This is a genomic window from Croceitalea rosinachiae (genome assembly GCF_031846445.1).
Lineage (GTDB): Bacteria > Bacteroidota > Bacteroidia > Flavobacteriales > Flavobacteriaceae > Croceitalea > Croceitalea rosinachiae.
Window position 1 is genome coordinate 135182 of the sequence record NZ_JAVRHR010000003.1, and the last position, 22290, is coordinate 157471.

Below are 22290 nucleotides of genomic sequence, written 5' to 3' on the forward strand. Positions count from 1 at the left end.
AGAATACAATGAAAATTAAAACACAGTTGGCCATCGTATTATTTGCATACATGCTTGTTACTGGAGCACATGCGCAAGAGAAAACGGAAATTATATTTCATAAACCTGAAAACCCAGCTCGTGCTTCGGCTCCCTTTAGTGAAGCAGTGCAAGCAGGGAACCTTTTCTTTTTAGCAGGGCAAATAGGAATGGATAGAACAGTAGGTAAACTTGCCGAAGGTGGTATCAAAGGTGAGACGGAACAGGTAATCAAGAACATACAAGGGGTCTTGGAATACCATGGACTAAATTTGAACAATGTCGTCAAGTGTACCGTTATACTGAGCGATATTGATGATTTTAGAGACTTCAACTCAGTTTATGTTAAATACTTTAAAAAGAAACCGGCTCGAACGACCTTTGCCGCTGCCGGCTTAGCCGCGGGAGCTAAAATCGAAATAGATGTAATCGCGGTGAAGTAAAAAATATAGAACTCACCGAGTTTTTATCCAACTTAACAGTCAAACTTGTCAAACAGGTTTGGTTTTACGACCTTTTAAACTTGGTAATTGAAGGAGAAGAAAATTGGAACAGCTAAAAATTCTTATTAGTTTTATTGTAAAGATTTTTGGCAGGCCTATCCCACTGGTGCTTCTTTTCTTCAATTTTGTTAATGCTCAAGATAATAGCGCACCGGTAGTTACTGCAGAGGGGGACCAGTTATATTGCCCAGGTGCAACGATACCGATAGTAACCGCATTTGATATCATAGATGTTGACGATATTGGAATTGACCAATTTTCTATTCAAATATCAGAAGGTTATCAGCGCGGTAGTGATATTTTAAGATTAGAGGGAACAAATTTGGGCGTTACGACTAGCTGGAATGACCGTGAAGGGAAATTAATATTTCGAGGAACAATCGGTGGACCAATTTTATATGCTGATTTAATACCTGCCGTGCAGAATGTGGTATTTGAAAGTTCATCTGATAATCCTACGGCAGAAAAGTTTTTTTCATTGACTGTGGGCAGTGCCAACTACTTACCGCAGACAGACCATTATTATGAATATGTTCCTTTCGTAGGAATTTCTTGGGATGATGCAAGAATAGCAGCGGAGAACCGTATGTTTTTTGGACTGCAAGGGTATTTGGCGACCATTACTTCGCAAGCTGAAGCACAATTATCAGGTGAACAGGCTTCTGGAACGGGTTGGATAGGAGGTTCAGATTCGGAACAAGAAGGCGTGTGGCGTTGGATGACAGGGCCCGAAACAGGGGATGTTTTCTGGAATGGGGGAATTAATGGAACATCACCGAGCTTTGCTTTTTGGAATACTGCAGAACCCAACAATTTTGGGGATGAAGATTATGTTCATATAACCGCTCCAGGTATCGGGATTCCAGGTTCGTGGAATGACCTAAGACTTACAGGAGAGCCAAGTGGCGATTATCAACCTAAGGGTTATGTGGTCGAATATGGTGGAACCCCTGGTGATCCAGTGATAAATCTTTCCGCAAGCGCGAAATTAACGACACCTAAAATTGTAGAAACTTTCCCGAACGAAATTTGTGGACCAGGTACAACGACATTGGAAGCTCGTGGGTCTATTGGAGAATTGTTTTGGTTCGAAAGCGCATCAGGTGGAGTTCCAATTGGTAGTGGTGAGGTTTTTGAAACTCCATGGTTGGTTCAAGATGAAACTTTTTATGTTTTGGCATCGGTTGATGGTTGCTTGAGCGGTCAAAGAACGGCAGTGCAAGCAATTGTGAAATTAATTCCAACAATCAATAATGGACTTACAATAACAAATTGCGATGAAGACGGTCTTTCAGACGGATTTACCAATTTTGATTTAACACAGTATTTGTCATTAATAAACTCTGATTTTACCAATTACACATTTACCTTTCATCTGACTTTGGATGATGCCGAAAACGATACAAACCTTCAATCAGCTACAATGTTTAATAATAGCTTGGCTTTGGCCAATGAAGTTTTTTTTAGAATTGAAGGAACTGGTGATTATTGCTATACCATTGGAAACTTGTTTTTAGAAGTATCAACAACCTCTTTTCCAACAGATTTTTTATTTGAACTTGAAACATGCGATATTGATGAAACTGATGGAATTGCAGTGTTTGATTTAGAGGTCGCAGAAGAATCGTTACGCGCTCAATTTCCTGCGGGTCAAAACTTGTCCGTTTCTTTTTTTAAATCAAATGATGATGCAATTTTAAAACAGAACGAAATTTTAAATACATCGTCCTATTTAAATACAACACCATTTTCAGAGATGTTATTTGTTAGGGTCGATGATGAGGAAACTGGCACTTGCTTTGGGGTCGGAGAACACCTTTTATTGAGCGTTCTACCCTTGCCAATTTTTCAACTTGAAAATGAATATGAATTTTGTACAGAAGATTTCGTACAGATATCACCATTAAATCCTCAAGCTGAATATCAATATAGTTGGTTTAATTCAAATGATAAAATGATTGGTAACGGTTCAGAAATAAATATATCGGATGAAGGAAATTATAGTGTTACTGCCATTAGTGCAAATGGGTGTAGTTCTGAGTTTGTTTTATTCACAGTAATAGAATCAGGACCACCAATTTTTTCATCTGAACTTATTGTTGTGAACAGTAATGAGCAAACCATTACTATACAAAATAACAATGGTGAACTAGGGCTTGGAAACTATGAGTATGCTTTGGACAGTCCCTTCGGACCTTACCAGCTTGAACCAATTTTTGTGAATGTAGAACCTGGGCTGCATACGCTATATGCCGTTGACCTAAATGGTTGTGGCACGGATGAGTTTGAGGTTGGTATAGTTGGTGTTCCAAAGTTTTTTACTCCAAATAACGATACTGTAAACGATGAAATGAAGGTCTTAGGAATTACCGAAAATTTTTATCAAAGTGGAAACTTGTTTATCTATGACCGCTATGGTAAGTTGTTGGCTCAAAAGAGCGCCTTAACTGGGAGTTGGGATGGTTTTTACAATGGAAGGTTATTGCCGCCATCAGACTATTGGTATGTATTGGAGTTGGTCACTAGAGAAGGTTCATTAGAAAGAAGAAACGGACATTTTACTTTGAAACAATAATTTTGAACTTTCGACACAGTTAGTTTTATCTTTGCAGCATGGCTATAAAAGATGTAATGGGTTTGGTGGCTAAAGGCCATATGTTGCCTTTGATGGAGGAGTTCTATACCATACAAGGAGAGGGATTTCATAAAGGTACAGCTGCTTATTTTGTACGAATCGGTGGCTGTGACGTAGGTTGTCATTGGTGTGATGTAAAGAAGAGTTGGAATGCGGAAACCCATCCGCCAACTAGTATTGAACAGATTGTGACTAATGCTGTCAAATATTCTGACACCATAGTCATAACCGGTGGTGAACCGTTAACATGGGACATGGGACCACTTACCAATGCTTTGAAATCGCATAAACTAAACATCCATATTGAAACTTCAGGGGCTTACCCCTTGACCGGTATTTGGGATTGGATTTGCTTATCTCCAAAAAAAAACAAACTCCCTGTGGGTGATATTTATAACAAAGCCCATGAATTAAAAGTGATAGTGTACAATAAACATGATTTAAATTTTGCAGAAGAACAGGCTGCTCAGGTGGGTGAAAATTGTATTTTGTACTTGCAACCTGAATGGAGTGTACGGCAAAAGGTGACTCCTTTAATTGTAGACTACGTTATGCAAAACCCAAAATGGAAGGTCTCACTGCAAACCCATAAATATTTGAACATCCCTTAGCTCTCAGTACTTGGTCTACCTCCATTACTTTCTAAATCTAATCGGCATTCTGGGTCCAATCCGGGAGTAGCAGCATTGCCCCTAGAAACTTGAAGTTCCATTTGTTTTAATAATGCTTCACCATTTAAAGAGCATGAAGAATGTAAATGAGATTTATTATGAATTGCGGAAAATGCTCTGTTCACTTGTCCAAATTCTAGCTCGGCTCGCATAAGGCATGGATCTACGTTGCAATGGTTTTCAGCTTCTGGATCTTCGTGGTCATTTACGGGTACTGTTCCAAGGTTTACTAATCCAAATAAATGTCCAAATTCATGATTCAAAGTGGCTGTTTCAACATCTGCAGTGGTTATTGTAAAACTACGGTCGGCTAATGTTTTTACAGTTTTTTCATAAATAATCATAGAGGTATTTCGGTAAACCGCGCCAACAGTAACTAAACCCTCATCAAGATTATCACCTTCAGAAGGTGCGTCAGCGAAAAAGATATATATGGCCAATGTGGTTCCATCATTATACGCAGTTCTATTTTCTTGCTCTAAATCATCTATTTCTTCTAATGTCAATGATTCTTCGCCAGTTGCATCAATCTCTCTATATTCAATTTCTATATCAGTTTTAAAAGTATGCGTTCTTAAGTAGTCTTGAAAATTGTTCATCGCTTCATCGGTTGGTCTAAACCCCGGTGCATAGGTAGCTTCAATTAATAATTTATCAAAACGTGCATTTGAAAGAATATCATTTGCAGAAGCACCTGTAGCTAGTAGGTTTTGCGATTTGTCTACCTGAGTTGGCCCATCATCAGCAGGATCAGTAGGTTCATTGTCATTTGAACTACAAGCAATAAAAATCAAGGTTGAAATTGCTAAAAAATAGATACTTCTTTTATTCATTACCAATACTTTGTTAGATAAACGTTTTAATATATTAATCTATTATGGTCTTAAGGTAAGTTTGGCTAAATAGTCGTAATGTTTACCCTCACTTACAAGCTCACAAGCAAACCTATGGTTTTGTGCATACTTTTTTAAATTCTCAAAATCTATATACAACCAATGAAAAGGTTTTCCTTTCAAACCTTTATAACTCATCTGAAATTCAACTTCACCATAGTAATCTATAGTGTCAGGTATCCAATATCCACCATCATCGTCTTGTTCAAACATATAGATAATATTGCTTGAATCAAGAAGAATTTGACCTCTTGGCCGTAATAAGGATTTAAAATGATTCAAAAAGTTGCCCAACCTATTTAAGTTGCCAACAATGCCAATACCATTCATTAATAGTAAAAGCGTATCAAATTTTGTTCCATAAAAATCCTGAATATTAGTACAAATTGTGTTTTGCAAGGCTCTAAGCTCGCAGACTCGTATGGCTCCTTTAGAAGAATCAAGAGCAGTAACATCAAAACCCTTTTCTTGTAAGTAAACACTATGACTGCCTGCTCCACACCCAACATCTAAAATTTTTCCATAACAAAGACCTAATGCTCGTTGTTCTATTTTAGGCATGTCATTATATGCCCGAAACAAATATGGAACCGTAATCATATCTTCTTCGCCTAAAGATGAGTACGTTATGATATCTTCGGAATAATTACCGTTTTGAAAATCCAGAAGTGCCTTTCCGATAATATCGCTCATAAGTTTGATTATACCACAAAAATGTAACAATATTTTTTAGGTTTGTAATGTATGCTAGAGCAAATAAATGAATTGCCGAAGAAAGCGGCTAAAAAGCACCAAGAGAATAAAAAATTCTTTGCAAAACTTAAAAAAAAGCCGCCTAAGAATTTAGACTATATCATGCAAGAATTGCATGAAAATGAATTTGAACAGACTGATTGTTTGCAATGTGCCAATTGTTGTAAAACTACAGGACCTCTTTTTACTAATATTGATATTGAGAGAATTGCGAAGTATTTTCGATTAAAGCCACAGCAGTTTATTGAAAAGTACTTGAAAGTTGATGAAGATCATGATTATATACTAAAAAAAGTACCATGCGTATTTTTAAGTACGAACAACTATTGTTCTATTTATGATGTGAGACCAAAAGCTTGTCGCGAATTTCCGCACACGGATAGAAAGAAGTTCCAGCAAATAAGCGATCTAACTTTGAAAAATGTTGCTATTTGTCCTGCAGCGTACAACATTGTTGAAGAAATGAAGAGGAGAATAAAGTCGTATTAGTTAGAAATCACTTTTAAGTTTTCGTTTTTAATGGTCCAAATCTTTGAACGTGATTTTGTATTTTAGAAGACTATGGAGCAGCTAATGAATTATTTTGAAACCATCCCCCCATTACATAGAAGTTTGATTTTGGTGGGCGGAATTACATTCTTTTGGATTTTAGAAGGCATTGTTCCTCTTTTTAATGTTAAGTATAGAAAGTGGCGGCACGCATTGCCCAATTTCTTTTTTACCTTAAGTACAATAATTATCAACTTCCCTTTAGCATTTTTACTCTTAAAAACTTCTGATTGGACTATTGAAAACCAGTTTGGAGTTATCAATTGGTTGCCAGCAATGCCATTATGGTTATATGTTGTTTTAGGAGTAATGCTACTTGACTTAATTGGAGCTTATACAGCCCATTTGGTTGAGCATAAGGTAAAGCCGCTATGGATGGTGCATTTGGTGCATCACTCTGATCATAATGTAGATACTACAACTGCAAATAGACACCATCCGCTAGAAAGTCTTATTCGATATACTTTTACCTTAATTGGGGTTTTTGTAGTTGGAGCTCCAATTGGGGTTATTATGCTCTACCAGAGCCTTTCGGTAATCTTATCGCAATTTAATCACGCGAATATTAGGTTACCGCGAAAAGTGGATAAAGCTTTGAGCTGGATTATCATCTCCCCCGACATGCATAAGGTACACCATCATTTTGTATTGCCTTATACCGATTCAAATTATGGTAATATTTTCTCGATTTGGGACAGACTTTTTGGCACTTTTATGGAATTGGAACCTGATAAGATTACCTATGGTGTGGACACTTTCCCAGATGAAAAAGTGAACAGCAGTATTGTGGGCTTGTTAAAACAGCCTTTTCATAAATATCGAAAACCCACTACAGGCAATCATGACTAAGTACTTTTTCTTTAATTTTTAAAGACTTGCATATGCGCTTTTAATAGGGCTTTAATTTTTTTTAGAAGGTATTATTGTGTATATTATCACATATGGATTTACCCTATGAGTTTTTTCAACTACTAGTGCCAATTATTCTGGTTGCGGCAGGGTTGGCCTTGGTCAGTTACATCACAAGAAATAGCAGGAATTTTAGAAGTAGCAGAAACAGAAAGGCAAGAAAACAGCTTTGACTTGCTAAGCCCGGCTTCAATCGTAGCGAAGATATTTCTTTCTAACTTCTTTAAAAGTTTCTAAATCAGCTTGCCAGGTTGCTTTTATTTCAGCTTCAGACATCCCTACTTCTATTTGTTTTTGCAGTTTTTCAGTTCCAGCATGCTTTGTAAAACCATCGGTATTAAAAAACTTAGTTTTATCAGTACAGTTTTGATAAGCTTTGATTAGCCATTGTAAAGAAACAACATTCAATTTTGAGTGATTGGACAAGTCTTCTCCAAAACATATTTTACCTTTTTCTTTAGGATATTTCGAGCCAAAATTGGGCTTGGGCACATAATTGAAATCATAAGCTATGCTGTCTAAAAATGAAGCGCCATAACGTTGAAATTGAAACTCAGTTCCGCGACCCGCATTTATATGGGTTCCCTCAAAAAGACCAAGACTAGGATACAGATTTATAGATTGGTCATTGGGTAAATTAGGGGAAGGTCGTATAGCAAATGAATAATCTGAATCATGTGTGTAATGCAACAAGGGTATTACGGTCAAATCGGCCTTATTCCCATCAGAGAGCCATCCTTCATTATTGATCATCTCAGCATATTCGCCAATAGTCATACCATAAACTAGTGGAATGGCCTGCATTCCCAAAAAGCTGGTATGCTCGGTCTCCATACTTGGACCATCTACATAATTTCCATTAGGATTAGGACGATCAAAGACCATTACTGGTACTTTGGCCTCGGCACAAGCTTCCATAATCAATTGTAGTGTGGCTATATACGTGTAAAACCGAACTCCAACATCTTGAATGTCAAAAATTACAAGGTCGATGCCCTTTAGTTGTTCTGGCTTAGGTTTTTTGTTTTGTCCGTGAAGCGATACAATCGATAAGCCAGTCTTTGTATCTATGCCATCTTTTACGAATTCACCTGCATCAGCTTTGCCCCTAAATCCATGTTCTGGAGCAAAAATTTTTTTAATATTGACATCTAAAGACAAAAGGGAATCTATCAAATGGGTATAACCATTTCTTTTGGATATGACGCTTGTTTGATTGGCAACAACAGCAATTTTCTTCCCTTCTAGTTTTGGTAAATATGTTTTTGTGCTATTAGCAGCTACGACGATTTCCTTTTTAATATTCTTAGTATTTGATACTTCTTTTTTTTTGGAATTTAAACTTTGTTTCTGTGCACAACTAACAAAAGAAAAACATAGGCTTAAAACCGTAACTTTGAAAATTGGGAAAATCGCCATCAATTGAATTTAGAATTTTTTATCGCCAAGCGCCTGATTACAGGGAAGGAACATAAAATTAGTATTTCTGCCCCAATAATAAAAATTGCCATTGCTGCTATTGCTATAAGCATTGTTATGATGCTCATTGCAATTGGCACAAGTGTTGGGCTACAACTCAAAATTCGCGAAAAAGTGGCAGCATTTAACGGTCATATACAAATTCAAAATTACGATAACAATACTTCTGATGTTTCCGTCTCCCCGATTTCTTTAGATGATAGTTTTTACCCAAAATTCGATGAGATCGAAGGAGTGTCACATATTCAGGGAGTAGCGGTAAAAGCCGGAATCATTAGAACAGAAGAGACTTTTGAGGGAATACTGGCAAAAGGTGTAGGCAAAGATTATAATTGGAAATTCTTTAAAGAGTTTTTAATTGAAGGGCGTTTGCCTATTTTTTCTAATGAGTTGAATGAAGAGGTTCTTATATCAAAGATACTGGCCAATAAACTGCAATTAAAACTTGAGGACACGTTTCTTGCTATCTTTTTGAAAGGTGGTGATCTCTCTAAAACTCCCAATAATAGAAGATTTAAGATCGTGGGTGTTTATGAAAGTGGTTTTGAAGAGCTGGATGCTTCATATGTCTTTATCGATTTGCGCCATGTGCAACGAATGAATAAATGGGATGCTAATGAAGTAGGTAATTTTGAAGTTTTTCTGAACGATTTTTCTCAAATTGATCAGAAAACAATTGAGTTATATAATAAAACGCCATCTGCTTTAGACACGCAAAACCTAAAGGGGAAATATTATAAGATTTTTGAATGGTTAGAATTGTTTGATTTCAACACCGCCCTCATCATTAGTATAATGATTATCGTTGGCGGCATCAATATGATTACGGCACTTTTGGTGCTAATTCTAGAACGCACGCAAATGATAGGCATTTTAAAGGCTTTGGGTTCGCGTGATTGGAGCATTAGAAAGGTATTTTTGTATAATGCAACCTATTTAATAGGAATTGGAGTTTTTTGGGGTAATATAATTGGACTTGGTATTCTTCTTCTCCAGAAAAAGTTTCAGTTTTTAAAATTTCCAAATCCTGAAGAATATTATATTAAATACATCCCGGTACAGATTGATATATCTACGATTCTATTATTGAATCTTGGAGTGGTGCTCCTCTGTTTGTTGATGCTGTTGATTCCATCTTATGCGGTCGCTAAAATCTCTCCAGTAAAGGCGATAAAGTTTGAATGACCTTATTGTAAATATTTTTTGTTTTCAAACTTCTATTAATCAATAAATCTGGACATCAAAATCAACCAAAAACTTACCTTTGTGGCAATTATGGAATACGCAAAAAACATCCTTGAAACCATTGGTAAAACACCATTAATAAAGTTGAACAAGCTTACTAAAGAGCTTCCATGTTTGGTCTTGGCAAAATACGAAACATTTAACCCTGGTAACTCAGTTAAAGATCGTATGGCCTTACAGATGGTTGAAGATGCTGAAGATGCAGGCATCTTAAAACCTGGTGGCACCATAATAGAAGGCACTTCGGGCAACACGGGTATGGGACTCGCTCTTGCTGCAGTTGTCAAAGGATACAAGATGATTTGTGTTATTAGTGACAAACAATCAAAAGAAAAGATAGATATTTTAAAAGCTGTTGGTAGTGAGGTGCATGTTTGCCCTACAGATGTTGCTCCAGAAGATCCAAGAAGTTATTACTCCACAGCAAAACGCTTGTCTAATGAAATACCCAATTCTTGGTACGTCAATCAATATGATAATCCCAGCAATTGCAAAGCGCATTTTTTGAGCACAGGTCCCGAAATTTGGGAACAGACTGAAGGCAAGGTAACGCATTTTGTAGTTGGTGTTGGTACAGGAGGTACCATATCTGGTGTAGGTTCGTACTTGAAAATGAAAAATCCTGATGTAAAAGTTTGGGGAATCGACACCTATGGTTCAGTATTTAAAAAATATCATGAAACTGGTATTTTTGATAAGAAAGAAATTTACCCTTATGTCACCGAGGGTATAGGTGAAGATATTTTACCCAAAAATGTTCGTTTTGAAATCATTGATGGTTTTACAAAAGTGACCGATAAGGATGCCGCGATCTATACTCAGAAACTAGCTAAAGAAGAAGGTATGTTCTTGGGCAATTCTGCTGGTGCTGCTATAAAAGGCCTGTTGCAATTAAAAGATTATTTTACAAAAGATGATGTCGTTGTAGTATTGTTTCACGATCATGGGAGTCGCTATGTTGGTAAAATGTTCAATGACGATTGGATGAAGGAAATGGGTTATATCGATTAAAAAGATAATATGAGAACATTACAATTAGAAAATAAAATTGTAAAAATTAAAGAAGGCGAATTGGTAAGTTACTCCGTTGATGGTCATGAATTTATTCATCAAAAAGGTAGCTTAGGTTGGGGGAGTTCGGATACAGAAATGTTTCCAATAATAGGCCCTGTTAATGAAGCTGGTTTTATGGTGCAAGTTCCGAAAGCTAATGCGGTTCAAGATCAGCACGGTCATTTACGTCTGTTATCCTATGACTTAGCCGAAAACTCTGGCACTTCTGCAACATTCGTCAAGGAATATAAAGCGGGAACACCTGTAACGAATAAAAAATACCCAGAAAAATCAGATAAGGCCTTATTGGTTTGGCCTTATAGCTTTCGATTTGAAAAATTTTTTTCTCTTACCGATCAAGCCCTTGAAATCCGTTTCAAGGTTTCGGGAGAACGCGATATGCCCTACATGTTAGGTTATCATCCTGCTTTCAAGTTAACCACAGATAATCCTATTATAAAGAACAATCACAAACAGATTAGCTTAGCTGAAGTCTTAGCTGTTGGCAGTCGTGCCTTAGAAGTACCTAATTGCAATGAAATTACTTTGGTCGACGAAAAGAGGATTACCATAAAGACTGAAGGTTTTGGGCATTTCATGTGTTGGACTGAAGTAAATAATATGGTCTGTATAGAACCGATTACTTTCTATCCTTATTCGGTTGAACAACGTAAACTTCACGAAGGTTTTCAATATCTAAACAATGAAAAAACCTTTAAGGTAAAACTCATATCAGGCGATTAAAAATGTTAAGAAAATCACAATTTTCTTAACATATTCTGCGTTATTATAGGTAATTTGGTTGTAATAATATTACAAATAGCCTAATGTTTAAAGATTTTATTGAGAGGATAGGAGTCATGAATTGTATCATGCTCTTATTAGTGGTATCAATTATCATTGTCTCTGAAGTACTTTTCCTAAGCGGAAAAAAGATGGATGCTATATTTATTGCGTTCTGGGCACCGACAATACTTGGTTTTATGAATTACCTGAGGTATAAAAAATAATGGATTTTATTCTACTTTATTCCATTGTGGTGGCACTAATTTTTTTAGTGTGGCTAGTGTTTGTGGTTAAAATGTACAGCAAAATAAAAAAATAGCCTAAGAAACTCCTTTCAACCAGTTTTTAAAGTGCTTTACCCTGTTTCTACTAACCACTAAATCTAATGGTACTCGGCTATGTAACCTGATTTTTAGCCTATTGTTAAAGTAGTCTTCAACTGAGTGGATTTCGTTAATTGAAATCATCATTTTTCTATTGATTCTAAAAAAACTATTTGGATCTATCAATTCTTCTAATTTCTCTAAAGTAAAATCAATGGTATGAGAACTTCCAGATTTTTCCATTAAATAACTCGTGCCTCCATCAGAGTAAAAACAAATTATGCTATTGATATCAATAAGCATTAGCTTGTTATTTTTCCTTACCAAGAAGCGTTTTTTATAATTGGGTGCAATAAAAGCCCCCATCATTTTGTCCATTCTTATTAAATAGTCATCTTCATCAGATTTTTTAAAAGACCAGTATTTTTTTAGGGCTGCCTCAATATCAGTAAGTTTAGCGGGCTTTAAAATATAATCAATGCTGTTGTATTTGAAAGCTTGAACTGCATAGGTATCAAAGGTGGTGCAGAAAATTATTGGTTTTTCAATTGTAATGGTGTTTAAAATATCAAAACAAGTACCATCACCTAAATGGATATCCATAAAAATTAAATCCAAATCAGGGTTTTTAGTGAAAAATTCCAAGGCTTCAGAAACAGAATCTAGTTCCTGAATTATTTTGTGTTCGATACCAGTTTGAGAAATTAGGTTTTTCAGATAAGCACTTGAAATGGGCTCATCTTCTATGATAGCAATTCTTAATTTTTTTGACATTATCTATGAAAAATATGCAAACTGATTGTTAATATAACATATTGTTTATCAATAAAACACTTAATCTTGAAAATAGTTACTCACTTAATAAGGGTAATTTTAAAATAAAATCTAATTTTCCATTTTCAATTATCACTCGTCTATTAGTTAAAAGCTTGTACCTTTTTGTAATATTTTCTAGACCTAAACCATAATTAATTCCATTGGTCAGTTTCTTTTGAAGATTATTTTTTATAATCAAATAATCATTTTCGGTTTGAATATTAATGTTCAAAGGTTGTTTTTTGGTGATGATATTATGCTTGACAGCATTTTCAACTGCTAATTGCAAAGACAAAGGAATTACTCTTTTATGTTTATCTTCATTTTGTATTTTGATTTTAAAATTTACGTTACTGCCAAATCTTTCTTGTAATAATGAGGTATAGGTATTTATATACTTAAGCTCTTCTTTTAAAGAAACCAAATTTTTATCAGATACTTCTAAAGTACTTTTATAAACGTTTGCAAGTTTATGCACAAACTCTTTTGATTTTTCACTATCGGTATCAATAAGGTGAATTAAAGTGCTAAGACTGTTAAATAAAAAATGTGGGCTTATTTGATTTTTAAGATTCATTAATTGAGAGGTGATTTTTTCTTTTTTTATAACCTCTTCTTTAACCTTAATGTTTTTAAGCTCCACGATTAAGAGAAGGCATTCGTAAAATCCCAGATTTGCAAATAGCACAATCGCACCAGTAGCAAACTGAACTGGAAAACTAGGGAGCGGGTAGTTTATATATCCCCAATGGAAAATAGGTTGCAAAAATTCTAGATATAGAATACCAATAATATAATAGGGAATTAAAAATAGGGGCATAATTAATAGTCTTTTTTTAAGACTGTCAAAGCCTTTAAACCTTTTTATAATTTGTAAGTATATATCTCTTATTGTGATCCATAATATCAAGATAATCAAAAATTCACCAAACCATTTTACTAGGTAATTTTGGAAACTAACTTCAAAAAACGAACCGGTATAGTAGATTGCCATTGTAGTCTGCGTATTCAATATAGCCCCAGCTATAACATATGCACGGTCATCAAATCCAATAATGTTTTTAGGGTTACCAAATAACATCAAAAGTTATATTTTACCTCGATTTAGTGTTAAAATGTACAAAACTTTTAGCGAGTAATCGCAAACTTGCGCTTAATTGAGCTTTGAATAATACGTTGCGCTTCGACCGTATTTTTTTGTGGAATTATAATTGCTTTTAGGTCTTCTTCAGAATTAACTTGCCTATTATTTTCAATAAAGCCGTATCCTTTATAAACGCCATTTTCTAAAAGAATAATCGCCTTTTCGTCTGGGTTTCGTCCATTGCGTTCTATCAAAACCCTGTCTTCATATTTTTTTAATATGGCAATAGCTTTGTACACTTTATTGTTATAATCTAGAGGAGATTCTTCAGATCTGCAAATTCCCTCGCAACTTTTAGCTCTAAAATGAGAGCAAGGTCCAGGTGCTGTTTGTAAATGACAATATTTTGGACAAAGAAAAAGGGCTTCACATAAATTTTCTAAATAGGTTCTGCAATTTACTTGATTATAGAATATCATTAACGGGTTAGGTGCTGCTCTAAGTGAATCAAATGCCAAGTGCAAAACCCCTTTTCGGTCTTCATAACTAAAAATGGCATATTGTTTGACTGTTTTTTTTTGCGCTCTATTGTACATGGGGTAGTGCTCTTTAATAGCGGCTGATTCCATCAATAGTGCTAAAAGTTCGCTCCCTGAAAGTTCAAAATCAATATCGGCTATTTCTTTACAAAGTCGAATTTCGTGATTGCTCTTATCGTAAAAATGGCCTAAAACTCTTTTTTTAATATTTACTGCTTTACCGATATAAATGATTTTACCGTTTTTATCTTTAAAGTAATAGACTCCTGGAGTGGTCGGTAGGTTATTTACGATCGATTTTGATAATAATGGTGGCAAAGTAGCTTCTTGACTTCGAGCATTAAGAAATGTTTTGATTATAGAACTTGATTCGGATTTTTTCAACAATATTTGAAACAAAAGTAAGGTAGCATGGGCATCACCTCTAGCTCTGTGCCTATCAGTTAATGGGATGGAAAGAGAAGTACATAACTTACCTAAACTATAGGATTTTAATCCAGGGATAAGTTTTCGTGAAAGCCTTATGGTACAGAGCTTCTTTCTTGAAAAATCTAATTCTAGTTGTCTAAATTCTTCCTTAATTATACCATAATCGAAGTTTACGGAATGTGCAATGAAAATACAATCTTTCGTAATCTCAAGAATGTTATTTGCAAGTTCTTTAAAGGTTGGTGCATTGGCAACCAGTTGATTGTCAATACCTGTTAAACCAGTAATAAAATAAGGGATTTCACATTCTGGATTGACAAGGCTTGTAAACTCATCGATTATTTGTTCGCCATCAAATTTAAAAATGGAGATTTCAGTAATCTTATTGCCTTTGATACCATTACCTGTGGTTTCTATGTCGATGATGGTGTACACTCAATAAAATTAAAGATTATTTTGTGTTATCGGGCAGTGGAGATTGAAATTGCTGTTCTAAACTTTGACAATAAAAAGGCTTATCAATCCAATTCATAACCCCAATCTTGCATCTTCTTCATGTCTTTTATCTAACTTTCTTTTTTATTCGGCCATATCTATTTAATCATAAAAAGCAATTTTAAAATATTTATTTTAACTTTCCATCACATACCTTAAATAAAGCACATGGGCTCCAATAAAATCTATAAAGGGTACCAATCTTTTCAATATTTAGAAAAAGATGTGGATTATAAATCTTTTGAACTAGCCAAAGAAATTGATCGTGTTCCATCTAAAAAAGTTTCTTTAAATGCTGAACAAGAGCAGTTGGTAGACCATATTCTTAAAGAAAATGTTCTTATCAGTGTGCATGAGCATCTAGGAACCTTTCCCAAAGATATTATGCAGACACCATCCTATATTAAGGAAGGTCGAATGGCAACTGCTTTCGAGGGTCTTTCCAAAGGGCATTGGGATTGTGTCTTTGATAATTTGATGAACGGGGTCTGCCAAATTCACTCCAAAGGTGGATGGAAATGGAGCGAGGTTATCCACGATTTGGGTATGCGCCTTTGTGATATAGCCCATCAAGATTTTGTAATACATTGCAAAACAGTCGACGATATTTATAGAGCCCATCGAGAGGGCAAAGTAGCCTTGGTGGCAGTGATGGAAGGTGCCATGATGATTGAGAATGAATTGGATCGAATTGATCTTCTTTACGGTTTTGGACTCCGATCTTTAGGAATCACTTATAGTGAGTCCAATGCCTTGGGATCAGGTTTAAAGGAAGAGCGGGATGGGGGGCTGACCAAGTTTGGTAAACGCGCTGTAGAACGCATGAACAAGGTGGGCATGTTAATCGATGTTTCACATACAGGGGACCAAACTGCCCTAGACACTATAAAGCACAGTACCAAGCCAATTATTATCAGCCATATTGGAGCCAAGGCCCTCTGGAATACCAACCGTATGGCTCCTGATGAGGTCTTTAAGGCCTGTGCAGATAAAGGTGGTGTCATTGGTATTGAGGCAGCTCCACATACTACGCTTACCCCAAATCATCGGAAACACAATTTGGATGCGGTCATGGAGCATTTTGAACATGTTAAAGATTTGGTAGGTATCGACCATGTTACTCTAGGACCTGATACCCTTTACGGAGATCATGTAGGACTGCACAAGGCCTACACGGCTGCATTATCATTAAAAGCGTCAAAAGGAACAGGAAAACCGGGAATGGAATATGAACCGGTGGAATACGTAGATGGATTGGAAAACCCTACTGAAGGTTCTTATAATATTTTACGTTGGTTGGTAAAACATGGCTATTCAGAAATGGAAATTGCTAAAGTAATGGGCCAAAATACATTGCGCCTTTTAAAGGAAGTCTGGGTTTAGATGAAAAAGGTCTTCGTCCTTATTTTTTTGTTGGCAACAGGCGCCTCGCAATCACAGGGTAAACTTGCCGGGGCCTCTGCCTTGGTGAAGTTAAAGCAAGATACAACCATTATTAGGCAAAACCTCTATTTGAATTTACCTGACTCCACAAAACAGCTTTCCCTTAAAATATTAGAGTTTGAAGGAAACAAACTATTGAATGTGTCTATCCACTCCTCTGGGCAAAATATTGCTATAAAAAGTCAAGGGACTAATGGTCTGATAACCATTCCCATTGAATTACCCATCGAAAATTTTTCAGATAAGCTCGAATTGGTGTATACTGTTGAAACAAAGACCACAGACCGTTACATCCCCTTTTTTTTTACCGATTTGTCGGCATCAAATTCGGATAACGACTTTTTAACCATAAAACTGGAATCTGCCAATGACCTGAACTATACCTTGCTATTTCCCAATGTAGAAACTACGGAAAGGGATACTGATGTCATGCGGCAAATTGATTTTCAAATTCCTGCCTTGACCTCGATGCTTCGGTTAGAAATACATGATGGACCAAAAACGCATATTGCTCTAGCCATATGGATGGATAGTTTAGTGGCAGTCATTTTCATAATCATGGGTATAGTCATTTGGCTAAACCGAAAACACTTAGCTTATGGATAGATTTATATTTTGGGGGCTATTTGCCATATTAGGCTTGATTGTAATAGCCTATACATGTTGGATGTTTTGGATAGAACGGAAATGATAGATTTACAATTTATCATATTCGTTGGCTATTTTCTGTTGATTTTTGGAATCGGCTGGTTGAGCTTGCGCTGGACAAAATCTGAAGAAGACTACTGGATTGCCGGTAGTAAATTGGGTTGGGGCATTGGTGGGGCCACCATGGCGGCCACCCATACCAGTGCAGGAACCTTCATAGGTACCATTGGTGTTATTTATGCTGTAGGTTGGTCCTTTGGTTGGGTACTAATTACCATTCCTCTGGCATATTGGTTTATGGTAGCTGTACTGGCACCCCGTTTTACGGCGGTGAAAGAATTGACCTTACCTGCTTTTTTAGAAAGACGATACCAAAGTAAAACGGCCCGAGGTATAGGTGGAGTCATTATTTTGATAGCTACGGTGGTTTACATTCAGGCCCAAATATTGGCCGGAGGTTTGGTGGCCAACGTGGTATTTGGAATCAGCCCCTTAACTGGGATGATTATTTTTACCCTTATTTTATTGCTTTATACTTTAGTGGGCGGAATGCTTGCTGTAGTCTACACCGACTTTTTGCAGATGTTGATCATGATAGTGGGTACGGTGGTATCCGTTCCTTTAGCCTTGATTCATTTTGATGGAATGGCCGCCTTAATGGAAAAAGTGGAGTTGATAAAACCATTGACCTTTGAATGGAGTGGTTTTCCAACCGTATTACTTATCGGATTGGGACTTGCCTTTTTCTTGGGATCAGTGGCGACTCCAGAGAAAGTAGTGCGTCTATATGCCATGAAGGATATGAAGTCTATTCGCAGAGGCATTCTTTTGGCCGTGATTGTAGTAACGGGCATCAATTTGTTAGTTTTTATCCTAGGTTTGGTGGCTATGGTACTCTTTCCCAATCTTCCCACAGGGGATTTGGCGATGCCCATGATTGCCAAGACCGTATTGCCCACTTTTGTAGGCACTATTATGTTGGCAGCGGTGACCTCAGCCATGATGTCCACGGTAGACTCCCTATTACTGGTGGCCGGTTCTGCCCTTTCCGAAGACATTTATCAGAATTTGATTCGGAAAAAAGCGTCCAAATCCAGACGATTATTTGTTGCTAGAGTTGGTATTTTAATTGTGGGGATTATTCCCTTGATTTCTATTATCAGCGGTTTTGCCGAAGGAGAACTCATTCAATTCATCGTCATTCTTTTTACCGCAATTATGGCCGCTGGCTTTTTTACGCCAGTAGTGGGCGGGGTTTTATGGAAACGAGCCACAAAACAAGGCGCAATCGCAGCCATGGTAGGTGGTGTCTTAGTGACTGGTTTATGGAAGGCTTTTGGAAACGAATTAATCTATCCGGTGATTCCTGGTTTTTTGGTAAGTGTACTATCCTATATTGTGGTTAGCTTATTCACCGAACGTCCACCTGAATCGGCCTGGAAACCCTATTTTGAAAAGAATTCGAATACTAAGAAGATAAAAGAATGAAAAAAGAAAAAAGATATATGGCCTTATGCTTGAGTTGTTTCTTAAGTGTATTTTTCCTGATTTCTCTTGGTCTTGAAGCTCAACGTGAACCTCTTACCTTGACTTGGGAAAATATCTTTACTCAAAATTATGGAGCAAGTAGAGCGGCCCTTTCCCCTAATGGGAAATGGGTAGCGATAACGGCTAGTACTCCTGAACAAAGAGGTATTTTCCTCAAGGAAGTGGAAAGTGGTGCTCAAGCCCAGTTTTGGATCTCTGGTAGCTCTCCATCTTGGTTTGCGGATGGAAGGCGTATCGTTTACTCCAATAAGGGAGACCTATGGACCATTGGGATTGGGGAAATTACACCCAAACGTTTGACTAGCGATACTTTAGACGAACGTGCCCCAAAGCCTTCTCCCGATGGAAAATATGTGGCTTTTTATAGTGGTCGGTCTGGGTTTCAAGATATTTGGATGGTTCCTTCTGATGGCTCTGCAGAGGCAAAACAGCTGACCATTGAGGCAATGGCACTCGATGATTTTCGGTTTTATCCCTCTTGGTCTCCGGACAGCCGTAAAATTGCCTACTATTCGTTTAAGGGTGATTATTGGGAAGATGATATCTGGGTGGTGGATGTTGCCACGGGTGAGGAACGTCAAGTATCCAAAAATCTAATGGCCATGTCGACCCCGATATGGTCTCCCGATGGTTCCCAAATTGCGCTCTTTGCCAATGCTAAAGATGAGTATTGGTATGAGGATCTCTCTTACATCTATTTGATAGACCCCAAAGCAGGAACAGATAAGAAATTGAAAATGCAAGTACACGCCACAGATTTGCTTTTTAATCATACGGTAAGCTGGTCTGGAGATGGTAGTGAACTCTTTTTTCCTTACCAAGAACGCTCCGAGGTGGAATTATGGCGGGTGTCTTCCCAAGGGGGTGTAGCGACGCGGGTAACCAATATGGGCGGGACGTTTTTCAATTACCATGCTACGCCCAGTGCCGATGCCTTTGTTTTTGTGCGTTCTACGTCTACTCGAGGTAATGATGTTGACTATATCAAGGTTGAAGGAGGATTGCCCCGGCGCCTGACCAATTTTTCCACAGAGTGGCAGGGTCTCTTAGAGCCAGAAGAAATTAGTTACCGTTCTTGGGATGGGTTGTACATTCAAGGCTTTGTTTATTACCCCCATAATTTTGATGCCGGCAATAAATATCCTGCTCTGGTTCATGTCCATGGTGGGGGAACCAATACATACTACAAACGCCTCAGTCTCAACGAACAATATATGGCGCAAAAAGGCTATGTTGTCATTGCTGTGAATTACCGTGGGGGATCAGGATTTGATAGGCCTTTTCAAGATTTGAGTATAAATGATTGGGGAAATGGACAGGCCAAGGATGCGGCCTTCGCTTCTAATTTCATCCGTTCCCAACCTTGGTCAAATGGAAAGGTGGGAATTTATGGCTATAGTTATGGAGGCATCACTTCTATGGCTGCAATTACCCGTGTGCCTGATGCCTTTGACGCCGCAGTGCCTATGGCAGGGATTTATGATTTTGGGGATGCCTACACCAATGCCGATCGCATTGGCAAAATCTTTACAAAAACCGGGCATGGTGGATCGCCCGATGAACGTCCCGAAATATACAAGGTTAGCAATGCACTATCACGGGTGGAGAAGGTGAAGACTCCTTTGCTGATTATGCACGGAGAAGCCGATGTTCGGGCCCCCTTTAGGCAGTATGAATTGGCCGTCAAAATCTTAAAAGAAAAAGAGAAGACCTTTGAGAGTAAATCCTATCCGAATGAACCCCATGGTTTTCGAAATCCCCAGAATCGAGTGGATATGTATAATCGCCTGGAAGCTTGGTTTAAAAAATGGCTATAATTTGAATGTAAATAGCGCTAAGTGGGGCTACAAAATTGCTGTAAATCAATTAGTTAAAAAATTTTAGTCAAATTGAACAATCTAAGAGTATACTCGGAGGGATTGTTTAATGCTTCCCTCACTCAATCTGCAATTATAAAAGCTTAAAGCACACGCTTTTTAGGATTGTTTCTAAATACAAAACCACGCCTTTAGGCGTGGCTTAATTAATCTTGTGGAGCCGGGGAGTATTGTAAGATTTAATTGTAGATAACTATTGAATAACGGTTAGCTTACAAAATCCCTTGAAACACTGGTATTTCTTATCTTTATTATAGTTGGCAGTCTGGTTAGACTTTAAAATAATTGTCAACCAAATTGTAATTCTTATGTCAACTCTTAAGTCAACGTTCTTTTTAAAGAACCCTCAAGGAAGAGGAAAAAAATCAAACCACGAATCACTTATTTTATTTTCATGCTACTTCAAGCTAGAGGAAAAGAAATTTGTTTACTCCACAGGCGAAAGGATAGCTCCAAAAAGCTGGGATTTTAAAAATCGGCAACCACTTCGCCATGGTTCTAATCGTTCTAAGCTTGCAGCGGAAATAGCAACACAGATAAATAGATATAAAGAAAAGTTTGAAGAGATTCAAGCAAGATGTAAGTCAATGGATGAGGATTTTACCTCACAGGTTCTAAAGGACGAATTTGATAAATCATTTAAACGCTCACCAAACAAGAAAAACCTATTCTTTGAAGCCTATGATGCTTTTATGGATTATAAGCAAAAGATAGGGGACTGGTCGCCAAGTACCATAATAAGATACAACAATATCAAAGGCATTTTAAAGGACTTTGAAAGAGAGAGAAAATATTTATTGACCTTCAATACAATCAACAATAAATTTCATGCCGAGTTTACTGATTACTGCATGAATGAAAGAGAGCATATAAACAACACCTACTCCAGAAACCTAGGCTTATTTAAAACTTTCATGTTATGGTCTTTTAAGAATGGCTATACCTACAAAGAGGACTTTAAGGACTTTAAAAAGAAAAAGGTTGTCGTGACCAATCAACTTGCATTATCATTAGAAGACCTTCAGAAGTTAATGGCGCATGAGTTTAAATTGAAGAGGTTGGAAAGGGTGCGGGACATTTTTGTTTTCGCTTGCGTTACCGGTATGCGATTCGGTGAATTGAAATTTATCACTTTTGAAAACATTGTAAATGGGGAGCTGCATCTTAAAGAAGAGAAGGATGCTGAAAAAGTAGTAAGAAGAATACCCCTTAATGATATTGCAAAGTTCATTCTTAGAAAGTACGATTACGATTTGCCCTTGATTGCTAATCAGAAGCACAACGAATATATCAAGGAGGTTTTTGAAATTATTGGCTATACCTGGGACGTTGAAAAAGTTACAACCAAAGGGAAAGAGAATATTAGGGAAAAGATTCGTTTTAGTGAGCGTATTTCATCACATACAGCACGTAGGACATTTATCACTATGATGAAGAAAAAAGGCATTAGTGATAAGCTGATAGCTTCAATAACAGGTCATAAGGACATGAAAACCTTAAACCAATATTACCAAGTTGATGATGAAGCCAAATCCGAAGCGGTCAATGATGTTTTTAAAGTAAAGTTTGAACTTTTAAAGAAAGTGGATTAAAA

At 37.0% G+C, this 22290-nt stretch carries 19 protein-coding genes; 13 read left to right on the top strand and 6 right to left on the bottom strand.

Going from position 1 to position 22290, the window contains the following annotated elements:
• The first annotated feature begins 8 nt into the window (after positions 1 to 8).
• From RM706_RS13155 to RM706_RS13165, 3 genes are all read left to right on the top strand, one after another.
• Positions 9 to 461 (top strand): Rid family detoxifying hydrolase, encoded by a 453-nt coding sequence (locus RM706_RS13155; RefSeq protein ID WP_311352299.1) that lies wholly within the window; start codon positions 9 to 11, stop codon positions 459 to 461.
• 103 nt (positions 462 to 564) lie between these two features.
• Positions 565 to 3096 carry a T9SS type B sorting domain-containing protein gene (locus tag RM706_RS13160; protein WP_311352301.1) on the top strand — a complete coding sequence of 844 codons (2532 nt, stop codon included), beginning with the start codon at positions 565 to 567 and terminating at the stop codon, positions 3094 to 3096.
• 38 nt (positions 3097 to 3134) lie between these two features.
• The gene (locus RM706_RS13165; RefSeq protein WP_311352303.1) at positions 3135 to 3767 is read left to right on the top strand and encodes a 7-carboxy-7-deazaguanine synthase QueE; all 633 of its coding nucleotides are present in this window, start codon (positions 3135 to 3137) and stop codon (positions 3765 to 3767) included.
• On the opposite strand, the gene RM706_RS13170 is transcribed toward RM706_RS13165, so the two are convergent.
• Both RM706_RS13170 and RM706_RS13175 read right to left on the bottom strand, forming a co-directional pair.
• Complete coding sequence (locus RM706_RS13170; RefSeq protein WP_311352305.1) at positions 3764 to 4660, bottom strand: hypothetical protein; 897 nt, start codon at positions 4658 to 4660, stop codon at positions 3764 to 3766. The genes RM706_RS13165 and RM706_RS13170 overlap by 4 nt on opposite strands.
• 42 nt (positions 4661 to 4702) lie before the next feature.
• Positions 4703 to 5413, bottom strand: coding sequence for a class I SAM-dependent methyltransferase (locus RM706_RS13175; protein WP_311352307.1), 711 nt, complete (start codon positions 5411 to 5413; stop codon positions 4703 to 4705).
• 51 nt (positions 5414 to 5464) lie between these two features.
• On the opposite strand from RM706_RS13175, the gene RM706_RS13180 reads away from it, so the two are divergent.
• Positions 5465 to 5962 carry a YkgJ family cysteine cluster protein gene (locus RM706_RS13180; protein ID WP_311352308.1) on the top strand — a complete coding sequence of 166 codons (498 nt, stop codon included), beginning with the start codon at positions 5465 to 5467 and terminating at the stop codon, positions 5960 to 5962.
• 72 nt (positions 5963 to 6034) lie between these two features.
• Positions 6035 to 6871: a sterol desaturase family protein gene (locus RM706_RS13185; protein WP_311352310.1), complete on the top strand. Its 837-nt coding sequence runs from the start codon at positions 6035 to 6037 to the stop codon at positions 6869 to 6871.
• A gap of 249 nt (positions 6872 to 7120) precedes the next feature.
• On the opposite strand, the gene RM706_RS13190 is transcribed toward RM706_RS13185, so the two are convergent.
• A complete protein-coding gene (locus RM706_RS13190) occupies positions 7121 to 8350 on the bottom strand; it encodes an exo-beta-N-acetylmuramidase NamZ family protein (protein WP_311352312.1) in 1230 nt (409 codons plus the stop codon).
• 3 nt (positions 8351 to 8353) lie between these two features.
• Here RM706_RS13190 and RM706_RS13195 point away from each other — a divergent pair, with 3 nt between their 5' ends.
• The 3 genes from RM706_RS13195 to RM706_RS13205 all read left to right on the top strand — a co-directional run bounded on the left by RM706_RS13195 (position 8354) and on the right by RM706_RS13205 (position 11452).
• Positions 8354 to 9595 carry an ABC transporter permease gene (locus RM706_RS13195; protein ID WP_311352314.1) on the top strand — a complete coding sequence of 414 codons (1242 nt, stop codon included), beginning with the start codon at positions 8354 to 8356 and terminating at the stop codon, positions 9593 to 9595.
• A gap of 90 nt (positions 9596 to 9685) precedes the next feature.
• Positions 9686 to 10666: a PLP-dependent cysteine synthase family protein gene (locus RM706_RS13200; RefSeq protein ID WP_311353005.1), complete on the top strand. Its 981-nt coding sequence runs from the start codon at positions 9686 to 9688 to the stop codon at positions 10664 to 10666.
• Positions 10667 to 10675: 9 nt separating this feature from the next.
• Positions 10676 to 11452 (top strand): aldose epimerase family protein, encoded by a 777-nt coding sequence (locus RM706_RS13205; protein WP_311352316.1) that lies wholly within the window; start codon positions 10676 to 10678, stop codon positions 11450 to 11452.
• A gap of 362 nt (positions 11453 to 11814) precedes the next feature.
• Here the strand turns inward: RM706_RS13205 and RM706_RS13210 are convergent, their stop codons facing one another.
• The 3 genes from RM706_RS13210 to RM706_RS13220 form a co-directional block, all read right to left on the bottom strand.
• Positions 11815 to 12591, bottom strand: a complete 777-nt coding sequence (locus tag RM706_RS13210) for a LytR/AlgR family response regulator transcription factor (protein ID WP_311352318.1) — start codon at positions 12589 to 12591, stop codon at positions 11815 to 11817.
• 76 nt (positions 12592 to 12667) lie between these two features.
• The gene (locus tag RM706_RS13215; protein WP_311352320.1) at positions 12668 to 13714 is read right to left on the bottom strand and encodes a sensor histidine kinase; all 1047 of its coding nucleotides are present in this window, start codon (positions 13712 to 13714) and stop codon (positions 12668 to 12670) included.
• 47 nt (positions 13715 to 13761) lie between these two features.
• Positions 13762 to 15120 (bottom strand): exonuclease domain-containing protein, encoded by a 1359-nt coding sequence (locus RM706_RS13220; protein ID WP_311352322.1) that lies wholly within the window; start codon positions 15118 to 15120, stop codon positions 13762 to 13764.
• A 228-nt stretch (positions 15121 to 15348) separates the two neighbouring features.
• Here RM706_RS13220 and RM706_RS13225 point away from each other — a divergent pair, with 228 nt between their 5' ends.
• From RM706_RS13225 to RM706_RS13245, 5 genes are all read left to right on the top strand, one after another.
• Positions 15349 to 16563 carry a dipeptidase gene (locus tag RM706_RS13225; RefSeq protein WP_311352324.1) on the top strand — a complete coding sequence of 405 codons (1215 nt, stop codon included), beginning with the start codon at positions 15349 to 15351 and terminating at the stop codon, positions 16561 to 16563.
• Positions 16564 to 17229: a hypothetical protein gene (locus tag RM706_RS13230; protein WP_311352327.1), complete on the top strand. Its 666-nt coding sequence runs from the start codon at positions 16564 to 16566 to the stop codon at positions 17227 to 17229.
• Positions 17230 to 17283: 54 nt separating this feature from the next.
• Positions 17284 to 18759: a sodium:solute symporter family protein gene (locus RM706_RS13235; protein WP_311352329.1), complete on the top strand. Its 1476-nt coding sequence runs from the start codon at positions 17284 to 17286 to the stop codon at positions 18757 to 18759.
• On the top strand, positions 18756 to 20636 hold the full coding sequence (locus tag RM706_RS13240) for a S9 family peptidase (RefSeq protein ID WP_311352331.1): 1881 nt from the start codon (positions 18756 to 18758) through the stop codon (positions 20634 to 20636). The genes RM706_RS13235 and RM706_RS13240 overlap by 4 nt, the downstream gene beginning before the upstream one ends.
• Positions 20637 to 21004: 368 nt before the next feature.
• Positions 21005 to 22288 carry a site-specific integrase gene (locus RM706_RS13245; RefSeq protein ID WP_311352332.1) on the top strand — a complete coding sequence of 428 codons (1284 nt, stop codon included), beginning with the start codon at positions 21005 to 21007 and terminating at the stop codon, positions 22286 to 22288.
• Positions 22289 to 22290: the final 2 nt, after the last annotated feature.

Excerpts from the sequence above, each read along its gene's own strand:
- RM706_RS13155 (WP_311352299.1), top strand. The coding sequence starts at position 9 with ATGAAAATTAAAACACAGTTGGCCATCGTATTATTTGCATACATGCTT.
- RM706_RS13165 (WP_311352303.1), top strand. The coding sequence starts at position 3,135 with ATGGCTATAAAAGATGTAATGGGTTTGGTGGCTAAAGGCCATATGTTG.
- RM706_RS13170 (WP_311352305.1), bottom strand. The coding sequence starts at position 4,660 with ATGAATAAAAGAAGTATCTATTTTTTAGCAATTTCAACCTTGATTTTT.
- RM706_RS13175 (WP_311352307.1), bottom strand. The coding sequence starts at position 5,413 with ATGAGCGATATTATCGGAAAGGCACTTCTGGATTTTCAAAACGGTAAT.
- RM706_RS13180 (WP_311352308.1), top strand. The coding sequence starts at position 5,465 with ATGCTAGAGCAAATAAATGAATTGCCGAAGAAAGCGGCTAAAAAGCAC.
- RM706_RS13185 (WP_311352310.1), top strand. The coding sequence starts at position 6,035 with ATGGAGCAGCTAATGAATTATTTTGAAACCATCCCCCCATTACATAGA.
- RM706_RS13190 (WP_311352312.1), bottom strand. The coding sequence starts at position 8,350 with ATGGCGATTTTCCCAATTTTCAAAGTTACGGTTTTAAGCCTATGTTTT.
- RM706_RS13200 (WP_311353005.1), top strand. The coding sequence starts at position 9,686 with ATGGAATACGCAAAAAACATCCTTGAAACCATTGGTAAAACACCATTA.
- RM706_RS13205 (WP_311352316.1), top strand. The coding sequence starts at position 10,676 with ATGAGAACATTACAATTAGAAAATAAAATTGTAAAAATTAAAGAAGGC.
- RM706_RS13210 (WP_311352318.1), bottom strand. The coding sequence starts at position 12,591 with ATGTCAAAAAAATTAAGAATTGCTATCATAGAAGATGAGCCCATTTCA.
- RM706_RS13215 (WP_311352320.1), bottom strand. The coding sequence starts at position 13,714 with ATGTTATTTGGTAACCCTAAAAACATTATTGGATTTGATGACCGTGCA.
- RM706_RS13225 (WP_311352324.1), top strand. The coding sequence starts at position 15,349 with ATGGGCTCCAATAAAATCTATAAAGGGTACCAATCTTTTCAATATTTA.
- RM706_RS13230 (WP_311352327.1), top strand. The coding sequence starts at position 16,564 with ATGAAAAAGGTCTTCGTCCTTATTTTTTTGTTGGCAACAGGCGCCTCG.
- RM706_RS13235 (WP_311352329.1), top strand. The coding sequence starts at position 17,284 with ATGTTGGATGTTTTGGATAGAACGGAAATGATAGATTTACAATTTATC.
- RM706_RS13240 (WP_311352331.1), top strand. The coding sequence starts at position 18,756 with ATGAAAAAAGAAAAAAGATATATGGCCTTATGCTTGAGTTGTTTCTTA.
- RM706_RS13245 (WP_311352332.1), top strand. The coding sequence starts at position 21,005 with ATGTCAACTCTTAAGTCAACGTTCTTTTTAAAGAACCCTCAAGGAAGA.